The sequence below is a fragment of the bacterium genome (assembly GCA_037128595.1).
Classification (GTDB): Bacteria; Verrucomicrobiota; Kiritimatiellia; order CAIKKV01; family CAITUY01; genus JAABPW01.
The window spans coordinates 1-19,832 of the sequence record JBAXWB010000020.1 but is presented as its reverse complement, the minus strand read 5'-3'; the positions used below and the strand labels follow the sequence as shown (position 1 = coordinate 19,832).

Genomic DNA, 19,832 nt, shown 5'->3' with positions numbered 1-19,832 from the left:
AAATAGGGAAGCAGTCTGTAGACTATTAGGCTTTTAGGGATGCCAGCACTGTCTGATATACGGTTTCAACCGCGATGCTTTCCATGGCGTTACGGGCTTCAAGCGAATCACGGGCAATATCACGCGAACGGACGACCCCTTCGGCGCAAAGCACCCGGCTACAGGCTCCCACCGGCGCTGTTTTGACTGGATCGGTTAGTCCGAAAATCCCCACCAGCGCGACACCAAGTCCGGCGGCCAAATGCATCCCGCCACTATCATTGGCCACCACGGCCCGGCACGGCCCGAGCAACCCGGCCAACTCGATCAGATCCGTTTCCCCGGCCAGATTGATAGCGCCGCCGCCAATCCGGCCCGCCACCTCATCACAAACGGGTTTATCAGCCTTCCCGCCAAGGACCAGGATACTGCACCCCTGCTCTGCCACCAGTCGGGTACCTAAGGAAGCAAATCGCTCGGCAGGCCAACGCTTGGCCGGACCATAGGATGCCCCCGGAAAAAAAGCCACACAAGGACGGTCTACGGGTAGCAACCGGCTCGCCCGCTCCCGGTCGGCCCTTGGCACAAAAAGGAAGGGAGGGGCTTCCAGGCGATCAACCGGCAGATGCAAGATTTCCGCCATTTCCAGCGACTGATGGCCAGCCCGGGCGGAGGACGACAGGTGGACTGACTCCGTCAGCATCCAACACCGGTTCTGGCCGGGCACCCCCCTGCGCCCCGGAATCCCCGCCAACCAGGGAATCCAGGCCGACCTGAAAGAATTCGGCAGGATAAAGGCGAAATCAAACTGGCCCGCCTTGACCTTACTGATGGTATCCAACATTCCCATCAACCCCTTTTTCAAGGGAATTACCCCTTCAATCCCCGGAAAAAGAGACCAGACCGGTGCCACAGACGGTTTGGCGAGCAGGGTGATTCTGGCACGGGGCAACTGCTTGCGCAAGGCGTTCAAGGCCGGCATGGCCATCACGCAATCGCCCAGCCACGTCGGACTCACGACCAACAAGCGGGGAGCGGCATCCGACGCCTTACTTATAACAGATTCGAGCGATACAGGCATTGAAGTCCTCCGTTCCAGACAGAAGTTCTATGTCTACCCTCAGAAAATAGACCGGAAGATCGCACCGGTCAAGACGGGGAAAACGAACGGCATCCTTTTCAGTGGTAATGATCGCCTCAGCCCCGCTGTTTCGGGCCGTATTAATGACCTCGATGATCTCCTGCTGGGTATAGCGATGGTGATCCGCAAACTGAACCCGCTGGATCAGGTGTGCCCCGAGATGCTCGAGTTCCCGTTCAAACCCCCCGGGGACCGCAATCCCGGAGACGGCCGCAACCGTGAGTCCCTTTAAAAAGGAGAGTTCCTCGCGGGTGGTGGTAAAGACATTCTTCAGGTAACGCGCCCGATGGGTGCATTCGATCATTTCCGCCTGCGTGTTCAATTTGCGAATATCGGCCTTTAAGGCACTGTTATCACTCCCATCACACTTGGTAATGAAAATGTAATGGGCCTTGGCGAGATGCTTCACATCCTCACGTAACAGCCCGCGTGGCAACATATACCCGTTGGCAAAGGGGTTTTTGCTATCCACCAGAACGATCTCCACATGATGGCGTAACGAGAGATACTGGAACCCGTCATCCAGGATCAAGGTATCGCAGCCCAGGCGACTGATGGCATACCGGCCGCTTTTAACGCGGTCCTTATCCACCAGAACGGCCACATCCGCAAGATTGGACGCCAGCATGTACGGTTCATCCCCCCCGTAGGCCGAATCGAGCAGAAGTTTTTTCCCATCAGAAACGATCCGGGGGAGAGTGCGCGACTCACGCAGGAGGAGTTTATTCACCAGACGGGAGAGAAACGGGGCTTCTTTTTTCTTATAACCCCGGCTCAGGATCGCCACCTTGCGGCCCCGCTTCTGAAGTGTGCGAGCGAACACCTCCACTACCGGGGTTTTTCCCGTTCCGCCCACCGTCACATTGCCGATGCTGATGACCTGGCACCCCAGGGTGTGATGCCGGAAAATCCCCTGATCGTAAAGCAGATGCCGGAGACGCACAATGCCTTTAAACCCATAGGAGGCCTGCCGGAGCACCCCCAGCAGCAGGCGGGTACGCCAGTCTTTGATCCGCGACGTATCCTTTCGCTGGATCAAATCCACCAGAAAGGTCTCAAGATTTTCCAACCGGTTCGATTTCACAATGTCCCCACAAAAATAGCGGGACATGATGCCATTGACCGCTAACGAGAGTCAAGCGAGTGAGCGGTTATTTCAGATTGCCCCACCCGCCGGCATTCGTCACATCGCTGAAGCCGGCGCCCGTGAGAATTTTGACGGCAGACGCACTCCGCATGCCGGAAGCGCAATAGACCACAATGGCGCGCTTCTTATCCTTGAGTTCACCCAGGCGGGATTCCAGGTCCTGAACCGGGATGTTGATGGCCCCCTCAACATGGCCCCCCTGATATTCACCCGCCGTCCGGACATCCAATATTAACGCGCCCATCTTGATTTTCTCCTTGGCCGTTGCGGCATTGCCCCGTGACGCACCCATGGCCTTCACCATGACAGCCAACAAGACTACCGCGACAATGATAATCCAAAATTTATCCATAAAGCGCCCCTTCTCCCCTCAGTACCCGCTGGCTCACACCATTGAGCTGTGATTTTCAGGGGTCGGATCCGTTGAGTTCAGCCCGAGCCGCCCGTATTCCACCATCCGGCCTTTCATGAAACGATAGAAGAAAACGGCTGTGAACACAATGGTGATCACGCCAAACATCAGTTGCATCACCAGGTAGCTGGAGTAATCCTGCGTGGCGGATGTCGCCTCATGGCCACTTGACCATTTCGTGAAGTAGAATATCCAGACCCCTACAAATGTACTGATGACAGCCGAGACGGTCGTACTGAGCAACCCGCACCCCGAGCTGATGGTCCCGATCTTATCCTTCGGCAGGAAGTCATAATACAACGGACCACTGACAATCGTCAGGATCCCCATGGCCCCGCAGATGCACATCATCAGATACCAGTTCGTCATACTGGGAACACTCCCGGATGACCATTTGATGATCGCATAGGTCAAGGCGATCCCCAGCAGGGTTTTCACCATGTTCAACAACCAGGCCCAGATACGTGGATTGGCGGCCGGTTTCAAAGACCGCAACCCCTGGAAAAGAAGAATTTCCAGGGCACCCACCGCAACGGTCGCCAGCACCAACATCACCATCATGACCCAGAACGGCGGCAGATCCAGCTTGGGGACATCCCCCCATAGTGTCATGAAGTACCAGAGCCCGGTCCCACCCCCGGCAGCCAGTCCCCCGAGCAGCCAGACCGGAATCCGGGGCAACCGGTCGGCATACCAGCCCATGAAGGGGATGATCACTGCGTTACCTATAATCATGCCGGGCAGACCGGTAAGGGCAATCCGGGGCTTGGAATAATGGAACTGCTCCACCAGCATCAAGTTGGCAAAGCCGCCCCCCGCCGTCATAAAGGTGCCGGCAATATAGAACATATAAATCCACCACCACCGTGTTTCACAAAAGACATCCCGCATGAAACGCGCCAAGAAAGCCGAGGGAAAAAGCATTAGCATCACCCAACGCTGGCGGGAACGTTCCGCAATCGCCAGCATCCAGGGGGCCGGCAAGGGGCAGAGAAACAGGTAATGCCACCAGCGACGCTCGGCAAAGATTCCCTCAATGGCGTTCAGGAGCTGTTCCGACCGGATTTCTTCCGGATGCTGCAACGTGATGCCTTCCGGCTTCACCTCACGGATACCAAATGCCAGCAGGAGCAGGTAGAGCAACTGCAGGATGCCCGCGCTCAGGTAGCACATCTGCTCCCCTGTGAGCATCATCCCGCCCGGCAGGTGATATACGAAATCGAACTGGGCGAACATGATCTGAAAGAACAGGAGGCTGGCCATACTGGTCATCAGGGTTCGCACGGCCACCGCCGTCCCGCGCTGGGACGAGGGAATGACCTCAAGCCACAGCGGCTCCTGGGTGGAGCCCACATCCCCAAGGATCGAGCTCACCACGACCACCATAATCAGGGGGGACAGGGCTGGCATGAACGGGATACAGAACATGGACAGCAGGGTGCCGCAGATGGCCACCAGCATGAAGGGCCGGCGCCGTCCGAACCGGGTCCAGATCCGGTCGCTGATATAATTCACCAGCGGCCCCAGAATAATCCCGAACCATAGCCCGACACTGGTGACCAGGCTCATCAACCGGGTGTCATCGGTAAACCGCCGCATGGTGAACGGCAGGGCCGTCCCCACCACAAACATGGTGTACAAACCGACAAACCATGAGAAGTTCATCAGCACGATCCACAAAAAAGGGACCTTCTTCTGTTGGGTGAGGATGGGGAACAGGGTCATGTGCCTTCCTGAATGGAAGGCGGGCGAACCCCTTTCATGCCACGCCGGTCCAACTCATCAAACACGCGGCGCAGGAGCGCCTTGCCTTCCGCCGCCTTTTCCGCCTTCTTGCTATCCACCATCTTGTGGGCAAAGTAAATCGCGTGCTGTAACTCATAATTGTTCAGCCGGGCGACCTGGGTGACATCCTTGTCCGTAAAGTGATAGCCGTATTCCCAATCCCTCTGGTCATCCTTATCCTCAACGGGTGGCGGCAAGGGCATCCCGGCAATGGCGACCTTGAGGGCGGCCAGGGCGGCTCGTGTCCGGTCCATTTCGGTTAACACCCATTCCCGGTTGAAGGGACAGGTCTCCGCCGGTGGTGCAGGCCAGCGCCCGTCGCTGTTGGCGGAGTTGGTGAGATGGAACCAGTATTTTTCGACCAGCGGGCGGAACCGGGCGGCATTCGCCGGCGCCTCGGCGATCGGTTGGACCGTCCGGGCATAATCACGCCGCATCTCGGCCAGAATCGGGTCCCATTCCCGTGCCTCCGGGGTTCCCGCCCAGGCATCCGCCCAGGTCTTATGCCAGGCGAAGCGATCCTCGACAAAGAAGGGTTCTTCCACCGGCTCTTCCATACAAGCCTCCTTGAAGGTCACCAACTGGCCGATCTCCATCACCGCTTTGGTCAGCCGCTCCAGCTTGCCCGCCGCACCGGGATCCACCGTGAAGCTACGGGTATAGTCGCGGTAATGCTTCACGAAGAAATATCCGGTCGTGCCGCAGTACTCGGCATCGTCGGCAATAATCAGGGTGGCCCCTTTTCCGTCAGAGGGGGTCCATTTCTTAATGTTGTCTATATATTCCGACAGCGGCAGACGATCCAGGAAGTACCCTACATATTTGCCGATCAGCCGGTCGCTCCGGCAGAAGCCGTGCATGCCGGGCACGACATCCCGGAAAGGCCGGTGCAGGAACTTGCAGTTGGGATCGAGATTATACCAGGGCAGATGCCCGCCCCATCCGATGTCGCGCGTGCGGTTGCGCTCGACCCAGCTGTAATCCTTGTCGTTGCAGCTCATATACGACTCGAAGTCGAGGGTGAGATACTTCACGCCGGCATCATGGAACGCGCGAGGCACATACTGCATCCAGGTGCATTCAGGATTCCAGAAGGATTCCGCCCGGAACCCGAGGTGCTTCTCATAGACACGCTGGGCGAACTCGCAGGACCAGCGGCCATCCTCCTCGGGAATATTCGCCATGATCGGGTGGGAATAGGGAGCGCCCATGAATTCGCACTGGCCGCTGCGGATCGCCGCCTTGAGCTTTTCCAGAACATCCGGGGTCTTCTCCGCCATCTGCTCAATGGTATAGCCGGACGCTTCAAAGGTATAACGGCCATCGGGACATTTTTCGCGGAAGACATCAATAATCGTCTCGTAGGAGGCCCGGATCACCTGCTCATACTTGTACTCCTCAAGAAAAGCGTAGTTCAGGTTGGCGTGAAAGATCGTTGCGTATTTATGCTTCATGCGTTTTTCTCCATTTCCAATTGATTTTATTAGACTTCCCGAGGCGGGGCTATGACTATGTCAAGTCAACCTGTTTACCAAATCCACTTCACCCCAATTCCACCTGAATCACACTCTGGTCCCGCAGGGCGTCCAAGGGAATCAATGTTCCAGCCTGCTCCCGGCCATCGACGGTCAGACGCTTCACGCCCCGGCAGACTTTGGCCGGATTGCGGACGACCACGTTCAGATTCATTCCCCGGAAACGGCGGCAAACCCTGAAGGCCGGCCAGGACGAGGGAATACAGGGATCGATACGCAGGCCGTCCAACTCCGGGCGGATCCCGAGGATGTAATGCATGGCCGTAAAACAACTCCATGAGGCCGTGCCGGAGAGCCAGGGTACCCGCGATACCCCGAAGCGCGGCGAATAGCGGGAATGGGTACTCTGACAGTGGACGTAAGGCTCCACTTCCCGGACATCCGCCCGGTCATTGAAGGCCGCCGGCATGAAGGCCCGGTAATAAGCATAGGCCTGATCCCCCTGCCCCTGCAGGCACTCGGCCATGACGGCCCAGCTCTGGGGATGGCTGAAGATCCCGGCGTTCTCCTTGGTGCCGGGGACAAACAGAACCGCCCGCATCACATCCACCTTGGTTTTCACGAACGGAGGGGCGCACAGCATGAGGCCGTAGGGCGTGGCCAGCTGGTCCTTGACGGCTTGCAATGCCTGCCGGGCCTGCTCCGGGGTCGCCGCACCGCTCATCACCGCCCACACCTGGGTATTCAGATAGACCTGCCCCTCCGGGTGGGTCTGCGAACCATACACGGTGCCATCCTCGCCGATCGCCCAGATAAACCACTTGCCATCCCAGCACCGGGCCTGGATGCGCTCATCCAGCCGGGTTCGCTCGCACTCGGCCCATGCCGCCTCATCCATCAAGCCCAGCCGGGTGGCCACCTCCGCATACACCCCGAGTCCGAACCGGACCTGAAACGCCACAAACACGCTCTCCCCGTGATAGCCCAACCGCAGACAGTCATTCCAGTCGGCCTCCAGCCCGCAAGGGAGCCCGTTCCGGCCGGTGCGGGTCAGATTGAATTCCAGGGCGCGCCGCAAATGCTCCAGCACCGTGGCCTCCCCCTGATCGGCGAACGGGAGCACCTTGCGATAGAACTCCAGGTCCCCGGTTTCGGCCACGTAAAGCGGAACGGCATTGAAGAACCATAGGCAGTCGTCCGAACGCAACCGCTCCGGGGGCGGCGGAGTCTCGTGCCCGGGCTGATGGGAGAAAGGGAACACCTGTGGCATCGCCCCGCCATGGGATACCTGCCCGGTCAGCAGAAGTTCAAGCCGGGCACGGCACTCATCAGGGATCATGGCGGCCACCCCGAGCACATCCTGAACGGAATCCCGGAAGCCAAGGCCATCGCGCTCTCCGTTATAGACCAGACTGGCCGAGCGGGACCAGGCGAACGTGATCAGGGCATTATAGGGGTTCCACATGTTGACCATGTGATTAAAGGACTCATCAGGAGTGGTCACCTCAACCCCGTCCAGCTGCGCATGCCAGCCGGCCTTCATCTTCTGCAACTCCTCCTCGCAACGGGCCGGGCTACCAAACTCGGCCACCGCAGGTCGCCCCGCTTCAGCGGCTTTGCCAACGCCCAACATGACGATAATCTCCCGGGTTTCTCCGGGGTTGAGGCGGAGGTCAGACTGGAGACTGCCGCAGGCATTGTCGCCATAGGCCAATGATCCGGAACACCGGCCCGACTCAAGCGCAGCCGGATGGGCATAGGTCCCGTAGGGCCCCAGAAAGGCATCGCGGTCTGAGTCAAAGGCCGCCACCGGCGCCCCCACCAGCGTCATCCACGACCAGCGGCCCTGATCGTTATTCACAAAATTCGCGGGATCGGCGGGCAGATGATTATTAATGGCGATCTGGAGCAGCCCGTCCTTCCAGGTTGCTTCCGTGATATAGGCACTGTATTGCAGATTCACCAGATCCTGGGAGGTGCTCCAGTTACTGGCAAACTCGCAATAGCTGAAGAGGGAGATCTGGCGCGGCACCTGAGTCGTGTTGGTCACCCGCAACCGCCAGTACTCGAACGTCTGACCGCGCGGCACAAAATAGGTGGTTTCTGAACGGATTCCGGCATACTCGGACTCGATCACCGTGTACCCGGTACCATGACGGCAGATACTCTTGTATTGATCAAGCGGTTTGCCCACTGGTTGCCAGGAGGCCGACCAGAAATCGCCCGATTCGGCATCTCTCAAATAGAAATACCGTCCCGGCTGATCCAGGGGAACACTGTTGAACCGGAGCCGGAGAAAACGCCCAAGGGCGGCCGACTTGTAGAAGCTGTAGCCACCCGCGTGATTCGTAATAATCGCGCCATACTCCCGCGTGCCCAGATAATTGCTCCAAGGCCGCGGGGTGTCTGGCCGGGTAATCACATATTCGCGGTTTTTCGCATCAAAATACCCGTACTGCATCTGCGCCTCCCTAATAATGATATCGATACTATAATAAAGATGACACAGCCCGTGAGGAATTGCACGGAATTATTTCACTCAGACCGAAACCGCAGCCGCCGCTTAAGTCGCCAGTCCCTTGAGGTAGGCATAGCTGATGGCCAGATTATCAAAGGGGTCACGCCCGTAGCAGTCGTCCTGCTCCACGATAAACCATTCACAGCCGGCCTTTTCCGCCGCCTTGACAATGGCAGGCATGTTTAAATTGCCCTGCCCCACCGCCGCGAAACTGGGTTTATGCTCCATCACCGTATAATCTTTAAGGTGGATCAACGGCAGGCGGTTTTTGAGCTTCTTGCACCAGGCCACGGGATCCGCGCCGCCATTTTGAATCCAGAACGTATCGATTTCGCCCTGAAGGTTCTTCTTGTTGCTCTTCTCATAAATCCAATCCAAAGCCGGCTTGCCGTCCACATGCATCAGTTCGATGCCGTGGTTATGATAGGTCAATACCTGGCCCGCTTTACGCATCTTCTTCCCGGCGGCATCCAGCTTGGCCGCAAGATCCAGCACATTCTGGAGCGTGCTGAAATCGACACCGGCCGGCCAGGGATAAGCGGTATACCGGCAGTTCAGTTTCTGCAAGCGCTCGATGACCACTTCGGTTTCATTGAGGATTTTATTCCCGTCCTCATGGGTGGCGCAGCAGATCAGGCCCTCCCCCGCCAGGATCCGGTTGAGTTCAGCTTCATCAATGGGGCCCATCCCGGACACCTGAACCGCCTCGTACCCGATCTGGCGTATTTTCTTCAAACTGACAGCGATATCCGCCGGGGTTTTGAGATAGTCCCGGACCGTGTACAATTGAGCCGCAATCTGATTAATTCTCATCGTAGCTTCCTTTGGTTAATATAACTCTATTTTGTTTCAAGCATCCCGGATTCATCCACAGCCACAGGTTTGAACACCCGGGCCGCCGGATTCTTCACCCCATCCAACAACCGGAGCAACAGTCCCACCGCTTCCTGAGCGACGGCCTTGGTGTCAATCTTGATCGACAGGGTACCGGGCATCATCAGGTTGGCGTCACAGCCCACAATCAATACGTCTTCAGGGACGCGGATGCCACGTGACATCAGGGCTCCGTATAGCCGGGTGGCCACCTGGTCATTTTCACAGATAACGGTATCCAGCGCTCGCGGATGAGCCGCCAGAAACCTGGGAATCACCTCAAGATCCGTGAAGAAATCACGGCCGTCAATCCGGACAAGCTTCAAGCCTGATTCGCTCAGACTATTGATGGCGGCACCGAATTTGCGGGAGGTCTCCCCTCTCTGGACATAGTCGGCCATCGTAATCGAATGCACGGCCACACTGCGTCGCCCCATCCGCTTCAAGGTTTTGGCAATCGACTGATAAGCCTCAGCAAAATCAATGAACACCATGCCCATTCCTGGAATGGTTTTCATCTCAACGCCCACACTCACGACTTTCTGACGTTTGCCCAGCAGGCGCACCGCCTCGTCAGAATAACCATAGCCCAGAATGCTGCCACAGGGAGACAACGTTCGGCTGAGCTTCAATAAATGTTCAGCATCCAGGCAGAGGGCCGGCTCCAACCCCTGCTCAGACAAACACTGGGACAGGTGAAGCGCCAAACTCCCGAAATATGGGTTTTGCAGTTCATTGACGGAGATGGGGACAATCTGCAGGGCTTTCTCACGAAGGGCACGGGCCACCAGATTGGGGTGATAATCAATCTCTTCGGCCGCCTTAAGCACCCGCTCCTTGAGGTAGGAACGGATCGTAGGGTCGTCACGGAGCGCTTTGCGCACCGTGTCGATCGCCACTCCCGCTTTTTCCGCTACTTTCCGCAATGTCATAAATGAAGGGTTACGGTATTACGCCCGTCTTACAATTTCAATCACGAATAACCGCCGTAACCCCGCAGGACTACCGGCCCCGGTTGCCCCGGATCAGGGCGATGCGCTGCCGCACACATTCGGCGCTGCGCAAGCCATCCTCCGGCGTATTAAGGGCATAGTCCAATAACCGTTCCACCGTGGTCGTGGCAACCTGGGTCCGGGTATCCGAGGCTCCGTAATAGATAAACACGCGGCCATCCGCCTTAGCCACCCAACCGTTGCTGAATACGACATTCGACACATCGCCGATGCGTTCGTCACCCTGCGGCACAATGAAATAGCCGCCGGGCCGATGGGTCACCCGCCAGGGTTCTTTCAAATCCGCCAGAAAGAGATACACCACGTACCGCAATCCCGCCGCCGTATTGCGGACCCCATGCGCCAGATGCAGCCAGCCCTTGGGGGTCTTGATGGGCGCCGGACCCAGGCCGTTCTTCGCTTCCTTGATCGTATGATACACGCGGGGATCGACAATCTTCTCTTCCCCGATGACCGCGCGCTCCATGGATTTGGCCAAGGCCCAGCCGATGCCGCCCCCGCTACCGGCCTCGATAAAGCTGTCCTGGGGCCGGGTATAAAACAGGTACTGCCCCTTGATGAATTCCGGGTGCAGCACCACATTGCGCTGCTGGGCCGACCGGGATTTCAGGTCCGGCAGGCGCTCCCATTTAACCAGATCCTTCGTGCGGGCAATGCCGCACTGCGCCACCGCACTGGACAAATCGCCGGGGCCCGCCTGGGGATCCTTGCGCTCCGTACAAAACAAGCCGTAGATCCAGCCATCTTCGTGCCGGACGAGCCGCATATCGTAGACATTGGTGTCGGGAATCGCGGTTTCGGGCATCACGACCGGTTCGTTCCAGAAGCGGAACCCGTCCACGCCCGTCTTGCTCTCGGCAATGGCAAAGAAGGATTTCCGGTCAGCCCCTTCGACGCGCACGCTCAGCACGATCCCCTTCCCCCATTCCATCGCACCGGAATTGAGGGTGGCGTTGACGCCCATGCGCTCAAGCAACAGGGGATTGCGTTTCAAGTTCAGGTCGAACCGCCACTCCAGGGGCGCATGATCAGCCGTCAGTACCGGGTTGACCCACCGGTCATACCACCCGTTATAGGAATGGGGATCCACCTTGTTTTTTAAATTCAACAACCGTTGGTGGCGTGCCTTGAGCGCCGAGAGGGTCTTGCTAACAGCTGATTTCATTATTTTCCTTTGTTTTATCTAATGCCAACAACGCGGTGACCGCCACTTTTACAATGGAGGGTTTTGCTCTGTCAAAACCATCTTTTTAGAATCCGGTATCTCCGCCATCCAATCAACCCTTAAATAATCACGTTTACCTGATGGCGTCCGTCTTTAAATAGGGGCAGGATATTCCCCTTGATAGCCTGCCCATCCACGGTGATGGAGGCGGCCCCCCGGCAACGGCCGGCACGGTTGTCGAGGGCGATCTCATAGGTCGCCCCGCGGAAACGACGGATGACCCTCGCCTGTTTGATCCGTTTCGTGAGGCAGGGGTCAATCTGCAACCCGTCATAATGCCGCCGGGCCCCGAGAATATATTCCACCAGCGCCACCGTGAACCAGGCGGCCGTTCCTGTCCGCCAGGCATAGCCGGACCGGCCCAGGATCATCGGAACCCGCGTGTAGAAATTGGTGAAGGAAAAGGGTTCGACCCAGGACTGGCTGATGGGATTCTCAGGATTATCAGGAACCACCTTGACATAGGTGTCCCACGCCTGCTCGGCACGGCCGAGAAGACAGTCGGCCACCGTCTTGAACCCCGCCGCGTGATTATAGCAGCCGCCATTCTCGATATGATAGGGCATGACCGTGGTGAACCTTCCGATCCGTTCATCGAACTTGCTGCAAGGCGGGTCGCAGATCGGGATGCCCTCCGGTTTGGTCAGGTACCGATCAACCGAGTCCATACATTGCCGCAATCGCACCTCATCGGCCACCCGCCCCAATACCGCCCAGCTCTGGGTGTTGACAAAAATCTTCGCCTCCTCATTTTTACCGGACCCCAAGGCATAGCCGTCCTCACAGATCGTGCGCTGGTACCAGGCCCCGTCCCAGGCCGCTTCATTGACCTTACGGGCCATCTCGGAATGGAGGCCACGACACTCGTCACGGGTGGCCGGCTCCTTCATGCGATCCGCCAGTTCCGCCATTTCAAGAAGCCCCGCACACAATTGTTCGCTTACCATGACGCTTTCACGCGCCCCGGTCTTTGCCGAAGGCTCCAGCTGGTCATTCCAGTCGGCATGATGCTGGAGGCACAGGCCGCGCTTTCCCAGATCCCGGCTCAAATGCCGGTAGGCGCGCTGAAGGTGATCCCAGACCGTGCCGGTTTCTTCCGACTCAAAATACCGGACGGTTTCTTCCAGAATACTGGTATCCCCCGTCTCCTTGATATACCAGGGAATGGTCTGGAGCATATAGAACGGCTTATCCGAGTAGTGATGCCGGTTCAGCGGCCGCCAGCTATGCAGGCTGCTCCCGTCCGGCTTGTGCACCGTCAGGGTCTTGAGGATATTGGCCCGTGCAGCGGCCGGATCAAACAGCACCAGGGCATTGTCATTCTGCAAATTATCCCGCACCCCGCCCTTGTCGATGAGGTAGGAGTAGATCTGCTTCTTGGCAAAGAGATTGATCAGCGCATCGCGGTTACAGTTTTCCTCCCCCGTAAACACGGAGAAGCTGCCCGCCCGGCCCCGCTCCGCCTCCATCTGCTCGGCATCCAACTCGTCCAGACGGGCCGGCGACAGCCGTGCCTTGATAGCCTGCACTTCATCCGCACCTGAGCAGGGCCCGGCGATATAATCCACCCGCTCTTTACCGTGAGGGGGAATGGTGAGGGTACATTGCACAATTCCCGCGCAGTCAGGACCGTAATTCCGTTGATTGTCGCAATTCCACCCCTGCAGGATTTTAGGCGCCCCCAATCCGTAATCCGCGCGGGTAAACTGATCGCGGTAGCCATTGGCGGCACGATAATGGTTCAAGGCGACCAGATAGCCATTCCTTTTTTGGAGCGGGTGCGGGTGCAGGCGGTTGAGGATGAGCGTCCCGCCAAGCTCGGCATGGATTTCCGAGTAGACATCCTTCCAGAATCCACGCCCCTCGGCATCACTGCCATTCAGGGCGAACATCGCATAGGCGAACACGGAAATGGTACGCGGCCGGTCACTGAGATTTTCCAGCGTCACCGTCCAGGCTTCCAAGGTCTCGGACTTAGGCACAAAATAGCGGGCCGTCACGCGCAGATCACCACAGCGGGAGGAAATCTCGGTCTTGGAAGGGTAGATGCGGATGAGGCGATCCTGAACCGGCGTGGCCACTGGCATCCCCGCGGGATTAAACACCGTATTCGTCTCATCATCCCGGATATAGAGATATTTGCAGTCATACCCGATGACATTCAGGGTATTCCCCTGCTCATCCCGATAGCGGGACATGCCATCCCCGATATGCGTCGCCTCGGCGTAGTATTCGGCCCCGCCCCACTGGTTATATAGGATATTTCGCCACTTGCGCGGGGGCTCCGCCGTGATCTCAAAACAGCCCTTTTCGAGTGAAAATTTCCCGTATTGCTCAAGCGTTCCTGTCATTTTGACTCCTCTCGCATTCCACGTCCGGTCACAAAACGAATAACAGTAACGGTACTATTCTTGCCTGAGTACTGGCAAGCGGAGAATATCCCGGTTTACGTGCATTCAACCGGATGAATAAAAATAAAAGGAATCAATGACGGCCACGTGCCGCGCGCGAGATGAGGTGACACTTGTGTCGATGCTGCTGACGTGGTAGCATCCCTCCCAATTAACGGAAGTCATTCGACATTATGGATACTCACAACCCTTCTGCCGATCAGGCCCGGGAAAGTTCCCGGACCATGCGTATTGATCTTACGCCGGACATTGCCCCCGATAAGCTGGGCCCCAAATTCACCACGTCTTCACGGCGCCCCACCATCCGCATTACCAAGGCCAAGGCCGATACCAGCTTGGTGGGCGACTCGGACTTTCAGCAGCTCCTCCAAAACGTATATGACGGGGCGATCATTACGGATTATCAAGGCCGCATCGTGGATGTTAACGTGCGTCTGTGCCAGTTTGTGGGACACGAACACCACGATCTCTGCCACATGGAACTTTTCGATCTGCTCTATGGGGCGGACGAAACCATCCTGCCGATGATCCGGGAAAACCTGGCCTCCACCCGCTTTGTGCTGCTTCAGGCGTTTTTTGTCAGAAAGGACGGATCGGTTTTCCCCACAGAGACGGCCATTAACCGGCTCTTTCTCTCGGGCCAGGATTATCTCTGTTTTTTTGTGCGCGACATTACGCTGCGCCGGCAGGCAGATGAGCAACTGCGAACCGAGCACACGGCCATCCAACTGGCAGGAAGCGGTATCGCCATTGCCGATCTGCAATCCAAACTCACCTATGGCAATCCGGCGGCGCTACGAATGTGGGGTATCGAAAATCAGGAACAAGCCCAGACGCTTTCCCTTTCCCAGTTATTCAGCAATCCCCATCTCGGAAAAACCATTATGGAAATGGTCTCCACGGGACAGGCCTGGAGCCAGGAGGTTCAGGCACAACGCCTGGACCGCAGTCTGTTCTATGTTCAAGCTGCCGCCACGGCCAATTTCAATACGGACGACGAATTAACTGGCATCGTGCTCTCCTTCAATGATGTGACGGAACGGCGCCTGGCCGAATCCCAGCGGGAACTGTATGCCGAACAACTCCGGATCAGGAACACGGAGATGGAAGCGGATCTCGACATGGCGCGGGATGTTCAACTCGCCCTGCTCCCCCGCCAGTTCCCGACCTTTCCGGCCAACAGTAAACCCGAGCATAGCCTGTTGAAATTCAACCATTTTTACCGGCCCAGCACCACATTAGGCGGCGATTTCTTCTACATTCTGCCCATTTCCAGCCATCAGGCGGGAGTCTTTGCCTGCGATGTCATGGGCCATGGCATGCGGGCCGCCCTCATCACGGCCATTATGCGGAGTATGGTCGAGGAGCTGAAACCCGTGGCTCATGACCCCGGCTTTTTCATGTCCCACATCAACCGGGAATTCATGACCATCATGCGGGATGCCGAAGAGTTCATGTTTGTATCGGCGTCCTATGTCTTTTTCGACCTGGATACCCGGCGCCTCGCCTTCAGCGATGCAGGACACCCTAATCCGCTGCTGATCAACCGGCTGAACAAAACCGTCGTGCCGCTTCGGGACCGGCCGGAACCTCTGGGCCCGGCCCTCGGCATCATGGACAAGCATACGTACCCCACCATCGAGCGCCCCCTTCATGCAGGCGATGGCGTCCTGATTTATACCGATGGCATTACGGAAGCTGAAGGGAAAGGCCGGGAGCAGTATGGGGAGGAGCGTCTGCTGGCCAGCGCCCGCAAACATCTAGCCTTATCTCCGGATACGCTGCTTGCCTCCATGGCCGCCGACTCCGAGAACTACACGGCTGGCATCGGCTTTGATGACGACGTCTGCATGGTAGTGGCCGAGGTGTTCGGGTTCCCGAAAAGCTGACACGCCAATCGGTTCAGCCCCACAATTTTTCGGGATAAATGCCTTTTTCCACCAACGCACGAATCCCCTCAACAACGACAGCCTTGTCCTGGGGATAGGTGACGCCAAACCACAGTTCCGGAGTGGAGAGGACTTTGGCCGTTGCTTTCCCGCTGTTGATCAACCCATCAACTACTGTCGGCAAAAAGAACTCGGCCTTGGGATTTGCGGCATTTTTCTGAAGGAACGACACAAATTCACGCTCGAGGTGACTGAAGAGTGACGGGGTCAGCCCCCACATATTCATGGAGACCACTTCATCTCCCGTCAGGTCCAGATGCGACCCATCCGCATCGTTAAAACGGGCACCCGCCCCCATCTTTTCGATGTTGGTGCGCTCCACCACCCGCGTGAGAAGGCCATTTTTATCCACCTCGCACACCCCACGCGCCACATGACCATGCTCGGACAGGGTATTGCGCAGGGTAAAGCCCACCATACTGTAATCCGAAGAGTCCGCCTTGACGCCCTTGAGGAAGGCACCCAGCGCATCATACGAGCGGCGCCCGTAAAAATCATCGGCATTGATCACCGCAAACGGCGCCTGCACCACATTCCGGCAGGCCAGCACGGCGTGCCCGGTCCCCCATGGCTTCTTGCGGTCGGCAGGGACTGAAAAACCAGCCGGCAGATCCGCCATATCCTGGAACACATAATCGACAGGAATGTATTTTTCGAAACGGGAGGAGACAATGTCACGGAAGTCTTTTTCGATGTCCCGCCGGATCACGCAGACCACCCGGTCAAAACCGGCGCGAATGGCATCATAGACCGAATACTCGATCACAATAGCTCCATTGGGGCCTACGGCCTCAATCTGTTTCAGGCCCCCATACCGACTCCCAATCCCCGCCGCCAATACCACCAGTGTTTTACTCATATTTAACATATACACCAAGCCCCCTATGAACGGCAAGTTCTCCGTTTCACCTGCTGAAATGGAGGGTTTTGCTCCGTCAAAACCATTTCCAGGTAGTTGCTGGCGCCGACAGAGCGGCGCCCTCCATTAGTGGGAAGAGGCGAGTCAACTTCGGGCACAATATCCTTGTTCCCGTTATGGGAACATTGTATATCTAAAAGAACTAAATAGTTATTTAATGATTAGCAAATGAAATAGGTGAACCATGCCTTGTGATATCTGTGGTGACCAGAAGGCCACGAAAAATGCCACCGCTCAAGCAATGAGTCGTGCCGTACAGTTGGGGTTCAACCCGTTTGCAAACGGGCTTATCCCAACAAACTTAGCCAGACTCGCCACCCCAGCCTCACAGGCAGAATGGCGACATCACGCCATCCATGGCCTGCTCTCGCATGGAGATTGGAAGCTCTGTGACATCTGCATGGCTGGACTCAACACGTCACCCTTGAAATGATATTGGACACATTCCCCTCAAAAGGGGAAAATATCTTCAGGAGGGAAGGTTGAGAAAGGAGGGCGTGATGCATCCAGTATCAGCCATAAGGATATGGGAACATGGTCACCATGGCACCCTACATCAGGAACATGCCTACACGATATTACATCGAATTCCGGAAGAGACGCTGAGGAGAGTGGCCGTAATGATTTTGGCAGTGGGATTAATGATCCTGATGGGACTGATGATAACTGGGGATATTCATCTTGGCCCGAGGGACATGATCAGGCTGTTCGACAGTCCTGCTGTACCTGAATCACCATGGTCCATGGTCTGGAAAGGCATAGCCTAGTTTATTCAGGCATTGCCCAGTAGGCGCGATGTGAGGTGATCATGAGACGAGGCCAAGTCACGCCAGCGTATCGCGACCCGGGCGGGGAACGGTCCGTTTTCATCGCAGCGGGTAAACCCGTCGTCGGTGATATCGAAACGTACCCGTTCGACTTCGACGGGATTTTCGGCATAGGCGAGGCGGACGTTGGTCTTCGCGCTCGGGAGCCGCACTCCGTCGTAGCCCACCTCGAAACTGCCAAACATGCCGACAAGTCCGAAGCAAAGCACAACACCGGCAATATCGCCGCGTGCGGCAGTCTGGACGGCACAAACAAAGGCGGACAACGGCGCCAATCATGCGCGCTGTAAAGCGTCGCGTAAATTGGCTGGTGGGGGTACTGATTTCATGATCATCGTTTCCGCAACTTTTTGATCAATGCGTCATAAGCCGCGTGCGATCCAATCCAGAACCAAACCGCCGTATTCTCATGAACGACGCAAACGGCCCGCCAGTGGATTCCAATTCTAACGGAGTAGATAGGCTCGGAGTGGTGAATGCGCTTGAACTGCAGCGAGGGATGGCGGGGATTGGATGCCCAAAGTCGATAGACTTGACGAGCAGGAGAACGAACCGCCGTCGGCGCCTCACGCAGCTTCCGCCGGAAGGAGTCCGTCGTTTCAGATATCATGAGCAAAATCCATCTTTCGGGTCTTGCCCCTCCGCCGTTCTGCCAACGCAACTCCCGCAAGGGTTGCGAGCTCATCCTGGGAGTTCTTGAACGACGTGTCCCATTTCACTTCAGCATCGATTTCGGCCAACACAAAACGCGCGATCTCGTTCTGTTGCTTCGAGGGCAAGCCGGACACCCGACTAATTGCTTTTTCAAGTAATGCTGTCATGTCTTTATTAAACTCTGAATCGTCTTATCCTTCAATCATTCTTTCATCCCCACGACGCAAATCAGCCTGAGCCGGGCTTCCCGGCGATAGGCTGAATTTGCTGGTTCGGCAAATTTATGATGCCCATTTCAATGCCAGCTTACGGTGCTCAGCGGCACAGTCGCGGAGGTAAAGATTGATCAAATTCTGGTACGGCATTCCCAATTCGGTGGCGAGGTTTTTGAAATAAGCCACCGTCATCTTATCCAGTCGGATGGTAATGGGCTGCTTAAGCTGCTTAATGTAGGGGTTTTTAGCCCCTTCCATTTTCGAAAAGTCATAATGTGCTCGCATAGTTCACCTCTCGTAATCTTTGCATTCCTCTTTGTCGGCCTTCCGGGCGGAAATCAACCTGATCACCTCGTCATTTTCCCGGTAACAGTGACAGACGACCAACACCCGGAGCTTAAAACTGATTCCGAGCATGATGAATCGATCTTCCTCTTCCGAATGATCGGGATCGAAGAACCGAATGGCATTTTCGTCCAAGAAGACTGTCTGGGCTTCTTCGAAAGAGACCCCATGCGCCCTCTTGTTCTTGCTGTTTTTGTTTTCATCCCACTTGAATTGAATGCCACTCATATAAATACAGTGTATGTATTGAAATCCCGTGGGTCAAATCATTTTAATGGGCCGAACGGTCCGGCTCACTGGCGACGAGCCCGACAGGGCGAGGCGTACAGTGGGGTCGGTGGTTGGTCAATTATAATTGGGGTATCCCTCGCGCGGCATGCCAAATTCGAGCGATTTCAACTAGGTTTTGTCCGGCTTTGATTCTGTAAACAACACGGCACGGCCTATGAATGATCTCTCTGATTGTTACGTCCTTGAATTCCGGGACGACACGACCTGATTCTGGGAACACCGAAAGACGCTCAACAGCCATAAACAGACTTCGGATGAATTTCTTTCCTGCAATGGGATCGTCTTCGGCGATGTAGGCAAAAATCTCTTTCAAGTCCAAGCGGGCAGCAGGCGACCAGGTTAGTTCGTAAGCCATTCGGCAAACTCCTCCCTAACACGATAGTGGGGGATTCCTTTGCCTTCATCCAATTCCCGGAGCCCCTTGCGAATCCCGGCGACAAAATTGATTCGTTCTTGAATGTCCGCCCAAGAGGCTTCCTCAGGGAGGTCTTCTATTGTATGAATCGCAATTTCTTTGACTGTCATGTTTTAACTCTATCACTCTTATATTTGCCTGCAAATATTTCTTTGATCGGAAAACCAGGGACATACTAATTGGGGTGAGCGCCGAATTACCATCTCATTATTGTTGTTTTTGAAACATGACATCCTAA

Annotated in this window: 19 protein-coding genes; 2 read left to right on the top strand and 17 right to left on the bottom strand. The window is 56.4% G+C overall.

Annotation, left to right across the window (positions count from 1 at the left end; translation table 11 throughout):
- Positions 1-25 precede the first annotated feature (25 nt).
- The 10 genes from waaF to WCS52_12730 all read right to left on the bottom strand — a co-directional run bounded on the left by waaF (position 26) and on the right by WCS52_12730 (position 13,919).
- The gene (gene waaF / locus WCS52_12775) at positions 26-1,060 is read right to left on the bottom strand and encodes a lipopolysaccharide heptosyltransferase II (GenBank protein MEI6168057.1); all 1,035 of its coding nucleotides are present in this window, start codon (positions 1,058-1,060) and stop codon (positions 26-28) included.
- Positions 1,029-2,204, bottom strand: a complete 1,176-nt coding sequence (gene lpxK / locus WCS52_12770) for a tetraacyldisaccharide 4'-kinase (GenBank protein MEI6168056.1) — start codon at positions 2,202-2,204, stop codon at positions 1,029-1,031. Before lpxK ends, waaF begins: the two co-directional genes overlap by 32 nt.
- A gap of 67 nt (positions 2,205-2,271) precedes the next feature.
- Complete coding sequence (locus tag WCS52_12765) at positions 2,272-2,619, bottom strand: rhodanese-like domain-containing protein (protein MEI6168055.1); 348 nt, start codon at positions 2,617-2,619, stop codon at positions 2,272-2,274.
- Between the two features lie 33 nt (positions 2,620-2,652).
- Complete coding sequence (locus WCS52_12760; protein ID MEI6168054.1) at positions 2,653-4,404, bottom strand: MFS transporter; 1,752 nt, start codon at positions 4,402-4,404, stop codon at positions 2,653-2,655.
- Positions 4,401-5,918, bottom strand: a complete 1,518-nt coding sequence (locus WCS52_12755; protein ID MEI6168053.1) for a hypothetical protein — start codon at positions 5,916-5,918, stop codon at positions 4,401-4,403. Before WCS52_12755 ends, WCS52_12760 begins: the two co-directional genes overlap by 4 nt.
- 88 nt (positions 5,919-6,006) lie before the next feature.
- Positions 6,007-8,400, bottom strand: a complete 2,394-nt coding sequence (locus tag WCS52_12750) for a N,N'-diacetylchitobiose phosphorylase (protein ID MEI6168052.1) — start codon at positions 8,398-8,400, stop codon at positions 6,007-6,009.
- A 102-nt stretch (positions 8,401-8,502) separates the two neighbouring features.
- The gene (locus tag WCS52_12745) at positions 8,503-9,270 is read right to left on the bottom strand and encodes a sugar phosphate isomerase/epimerase (protein ID MEI6168051.1); all 768 of its coding nucleotides are present in this window, start codon (positions 9,268-9,270) and stop codon (positions 8,503-8,505) included.
- A gap of 26 nt (positions 9,271-9,296) precedes the next feature.
- The gene (locus WCS52_12740) at positions 9,297-10,262 is read right to left on the bottom strand and encodes a LacI family DNA-binding transcriptional regulator (GenBank protein MEI6168050.1); all 966 of its coding nucleotides are present in this window, start codon (positions 10,260-10,262) and stop codon (positions 9,297-9,299) included.
- Between the two features lie 70 nt (positions 10,263-10,332).
- On the bottom strand, positions 10,333-11,508 hold the full coding sequence (locus tag WCS52_12735; GenBank protein MEI6168049.1) for a glycosidase: 1,176 nt from the start codon (positions 11,506-11,508) through the stop codon (positions 10,333-10,335).
- A 119-nt stretch (positions 11,509-11,627) separates the two neighbouring features.
- Entirely contained in the window at positions 11,628-13,919 is a 2,292-nt protein-coding gene (locus WCS52_12730; GenBank protein ID MEI6168048.1) for a hypothetical protein, read from the bottom strand.
- Between the two features lie 233 nt (positions 13,920-14,152).
- On the opposite strand from WCS52_12730, the gene WCS52_12725 reads away from it, so the two are divergent.
- Positions 14,153-15,868: a SpoIIE family protein phosphatase gene (locus WCS52_12725; GenBank protein MEI6168047.1), complete on the top strand. Its 1,716-nt coding sequence runs from the start codon at positions 14,153-14,155 to the stop codon at positions 15,866-15,868.
- 13 nt (positions 15,869-15,881) lie between these two features.
- Here WCS52_12725 and WCS52_12720 read toward each other — a convergent pair whose 3' ends face one another.
- On the bottom strand, positions 15,882-16,787 hold the full coding sequence (locus WCS52_12720; protein MEI6168046.1) for a nucleotidyltransferase: 906 nt from the start codon (positions 16,785-16,787) through the stop codon (positions 15,882-15,884).
- A 560-nt stretch (positions 16,788-17,347) separates the two neighbouring features.
- Between WCS52_12720 and WCS52_12715 the strand changes: the two genes are divergently transcribed.
- Positions 17,348-17,614: a hypothetical protein gene (locus WCS52_12715; protein MEI6168045.1), complete on the top strand. Its 267-nt coding sequence runs from the start codon at positions 17,348-17,350 to the stop codon at positions 17,612-17,614.
- A gap of 5 nt (positions 17,615-17,619) precedes the next feature.
- Here WCS52_12715 and WCS52_12710 read toward each other — a convergent pair whose 3' ends face one another.
- The 6 genes from WCS52_12710 to WCS52_12685 all read right to left on the bottom strand — a co-directional run bounded on the left by WCS52_12710 (position 17,620) and on the right by WCS52_12685 (position 19,704).
- The gene (locus WCS52_12710; GenBank protein MEI6168044.1) at positions 17,620-17,940 is read right to left on the bottom strand and encodes a hypothetical protein; all 321 of its coding nucleotides are present in this window, start codon (positions 17,938-17,940) and stop codon (positions 17,620-17,622) included.
- Positions 17,941-18,273: 333 nt separating this feature from the next.
- On the bottom strand, positions 18,274-18,495 hold the full coding sequence (locus WCS52_12705; GenBank protein ID MEI6168043.1) for a hypothetical protein: 222 nt from the start codon (positions 18,493-18,495) through the stop codon (positions 18,274-18,276).
- 114 nt (positions 18,496-18,609) lie between these two features.
- A complete protein-coding gene (locus WCS52_12700) occupies positions 18,610-18,828 on the bottom strand; it encodes a CopG family antitoxin (GenBank protein ID MEI6168042.1) in 219 nt (72 codons plus the stop codon).
- 3 nt (positions 18,829-18,831) lie between these two features.
- Positions 18,832-19,116, bottom strand: coding sequence for a BrnT family toxin (locus WCS52_12695; GenBank protein MEI6168041.1), 285 nt, complete (start codon positions 19,114-19,116; stop codon positions 18,832-18,834).
- A 121-nt stretch (positions 19,117-19,237) separates the two neighbouring features.
- Positions 19,238-19,534: a type II toxin-antitoxin system RelE/ParE family toxin gene (locus WCS52_12690; protein ID MEI6168040.1), complete on the bottom strand. Its 297-nt coding sequence runs from the start codon at positions 19,532-19,534 to the stop codon at positions 19,238-19,240.
- The gene (locus WCS52_12685; GenBank protein MEI6168039.1) at positions 19,519-19,704 is read right to left on the bottom strand and encodes a hypothetical protein; all 186 of its coding nucleotides are present in this window, start codon (positions 19,702-19,704) and stop codon (positions 19,519-19,521) included. Before WCS52_12685 ends, WCS52_12690 begins: the two co-directional genes overlap by 16 nt.
- Between the last annotated feature and the right edge of the window lie 128 nt (positions 19,705-19,832).

Coding starts and splice junctions, on each gene's coding strand:
- waaF (MEI6168057.1), bottom strand. CDS start 1,060: ATGCCTGTATCGCTCGAATCTGTTATAAGTAAGGCGTCGGATGCCGCT.
- WCS52_12765 (MEI6168055.1), bottom strand. CDS start 2,619: ATGGATAAATTTTGGATTATCATTGTCGCGGTAGTCTTGTTGGCTGTC.
- WCS52_12760 (MEI6168054.1), bottom strand. CDS start 4,404: ATGACCCTGTTCCCCATCCTCACCCAACAGAAGAAGGTCCCTTTTTTG.
- WCS52_12755 (MEI6168053.1), bottom strand. CDS start 5,918: ATGAAGCATAAATACGCAACGATCTTTCACGCCAACCTGAACTACGCT.
- WCS52_12750 (MEI6168052.1), bottom strand. CDS start 8,400: ATGCAGTACGGGTATTTTGATGCGAAAAACCGCGAATATGTGATTACC.
- WCS52_12745 (MEI6168051.1), bottom strand. CDS start 9,270: ATGAGAATTAATCAGATTGCGGCTCAATTGTACACGGTCCGGGACTAT.
- WCS52_12740 (MEI6168050.1), bottom strand. CDS start 10,262: ATGACATTGCGGAAAGTAGCGGAAAAAGCGGGAGTGGCGATCGACACG.
- WCS52_12735 (MEI6168049.1), bottom strand. CDS start 11,508: ATGAAATCAGCTGTTAGCAAGACCCTCTCGGCGCTCAAGGCACGCCAC.
- WCS52_12730 (MEI6168048.1), bottom strand. CDS start 13,919: ATGACAGGAACGCTTGAGCAATACGGGAAATTTTCACTCGAAAAGGGC.
- WCS52_12725 (MEI6168047.1), top strand. CDS start 14,153: ATGGATACTCACAACCCTTCTGCCGATCAGGCCCGGGAAAGTTCCCGG.
- WCS52_12720 (MEI6168046.1), bottom strand. CDS start 16,787: ATGAGTAAAACACTGGTGGTATTGGCGGCGGGGATTGGGAGTCGGTAT.
- WCS52_12715 (MEI6168045.1), top strand. CDS start 17,348: ATGCATCCAGTATCAGCCATAAGGATATGGGAACATGGTCACCATGGC.
- WCS52_12705 (MEI6168043.1), bottom strand. CDS start 18,495: ATGACAGCATTACTTGAAAAAGCAATTAGTCGGGTGTCCGGCTTGCCC.
- WCS52_12700 (MEI6168042.1), bottom strand. CDS start 18,828: ATGCGAGCACATTATGACTTTTCGAAAATGGAAGGGGCTAAAAACCCC.
- WCS52_12695 (MEI6168041.1), bottom strand. CDS start 19,116: ATGAGTGGCATTCAATTCAAGTGGGATGAAAACAAAAACAGCAAGAAC.
- WCS52_12690 (MEI6168040.1), bottom strand. CDS start 19,534: ATGGCTTACGAACTAACCTGGTCGCCTGCTGCCCGCTTGGACTTGAAA.
- WCS52_12685 (MEI6168039.1), bottom strand. CDS start 19,704: ATGACAGTCAAAGAAATTGCGATTCATACAATAGAAGACCTCCCTGAG.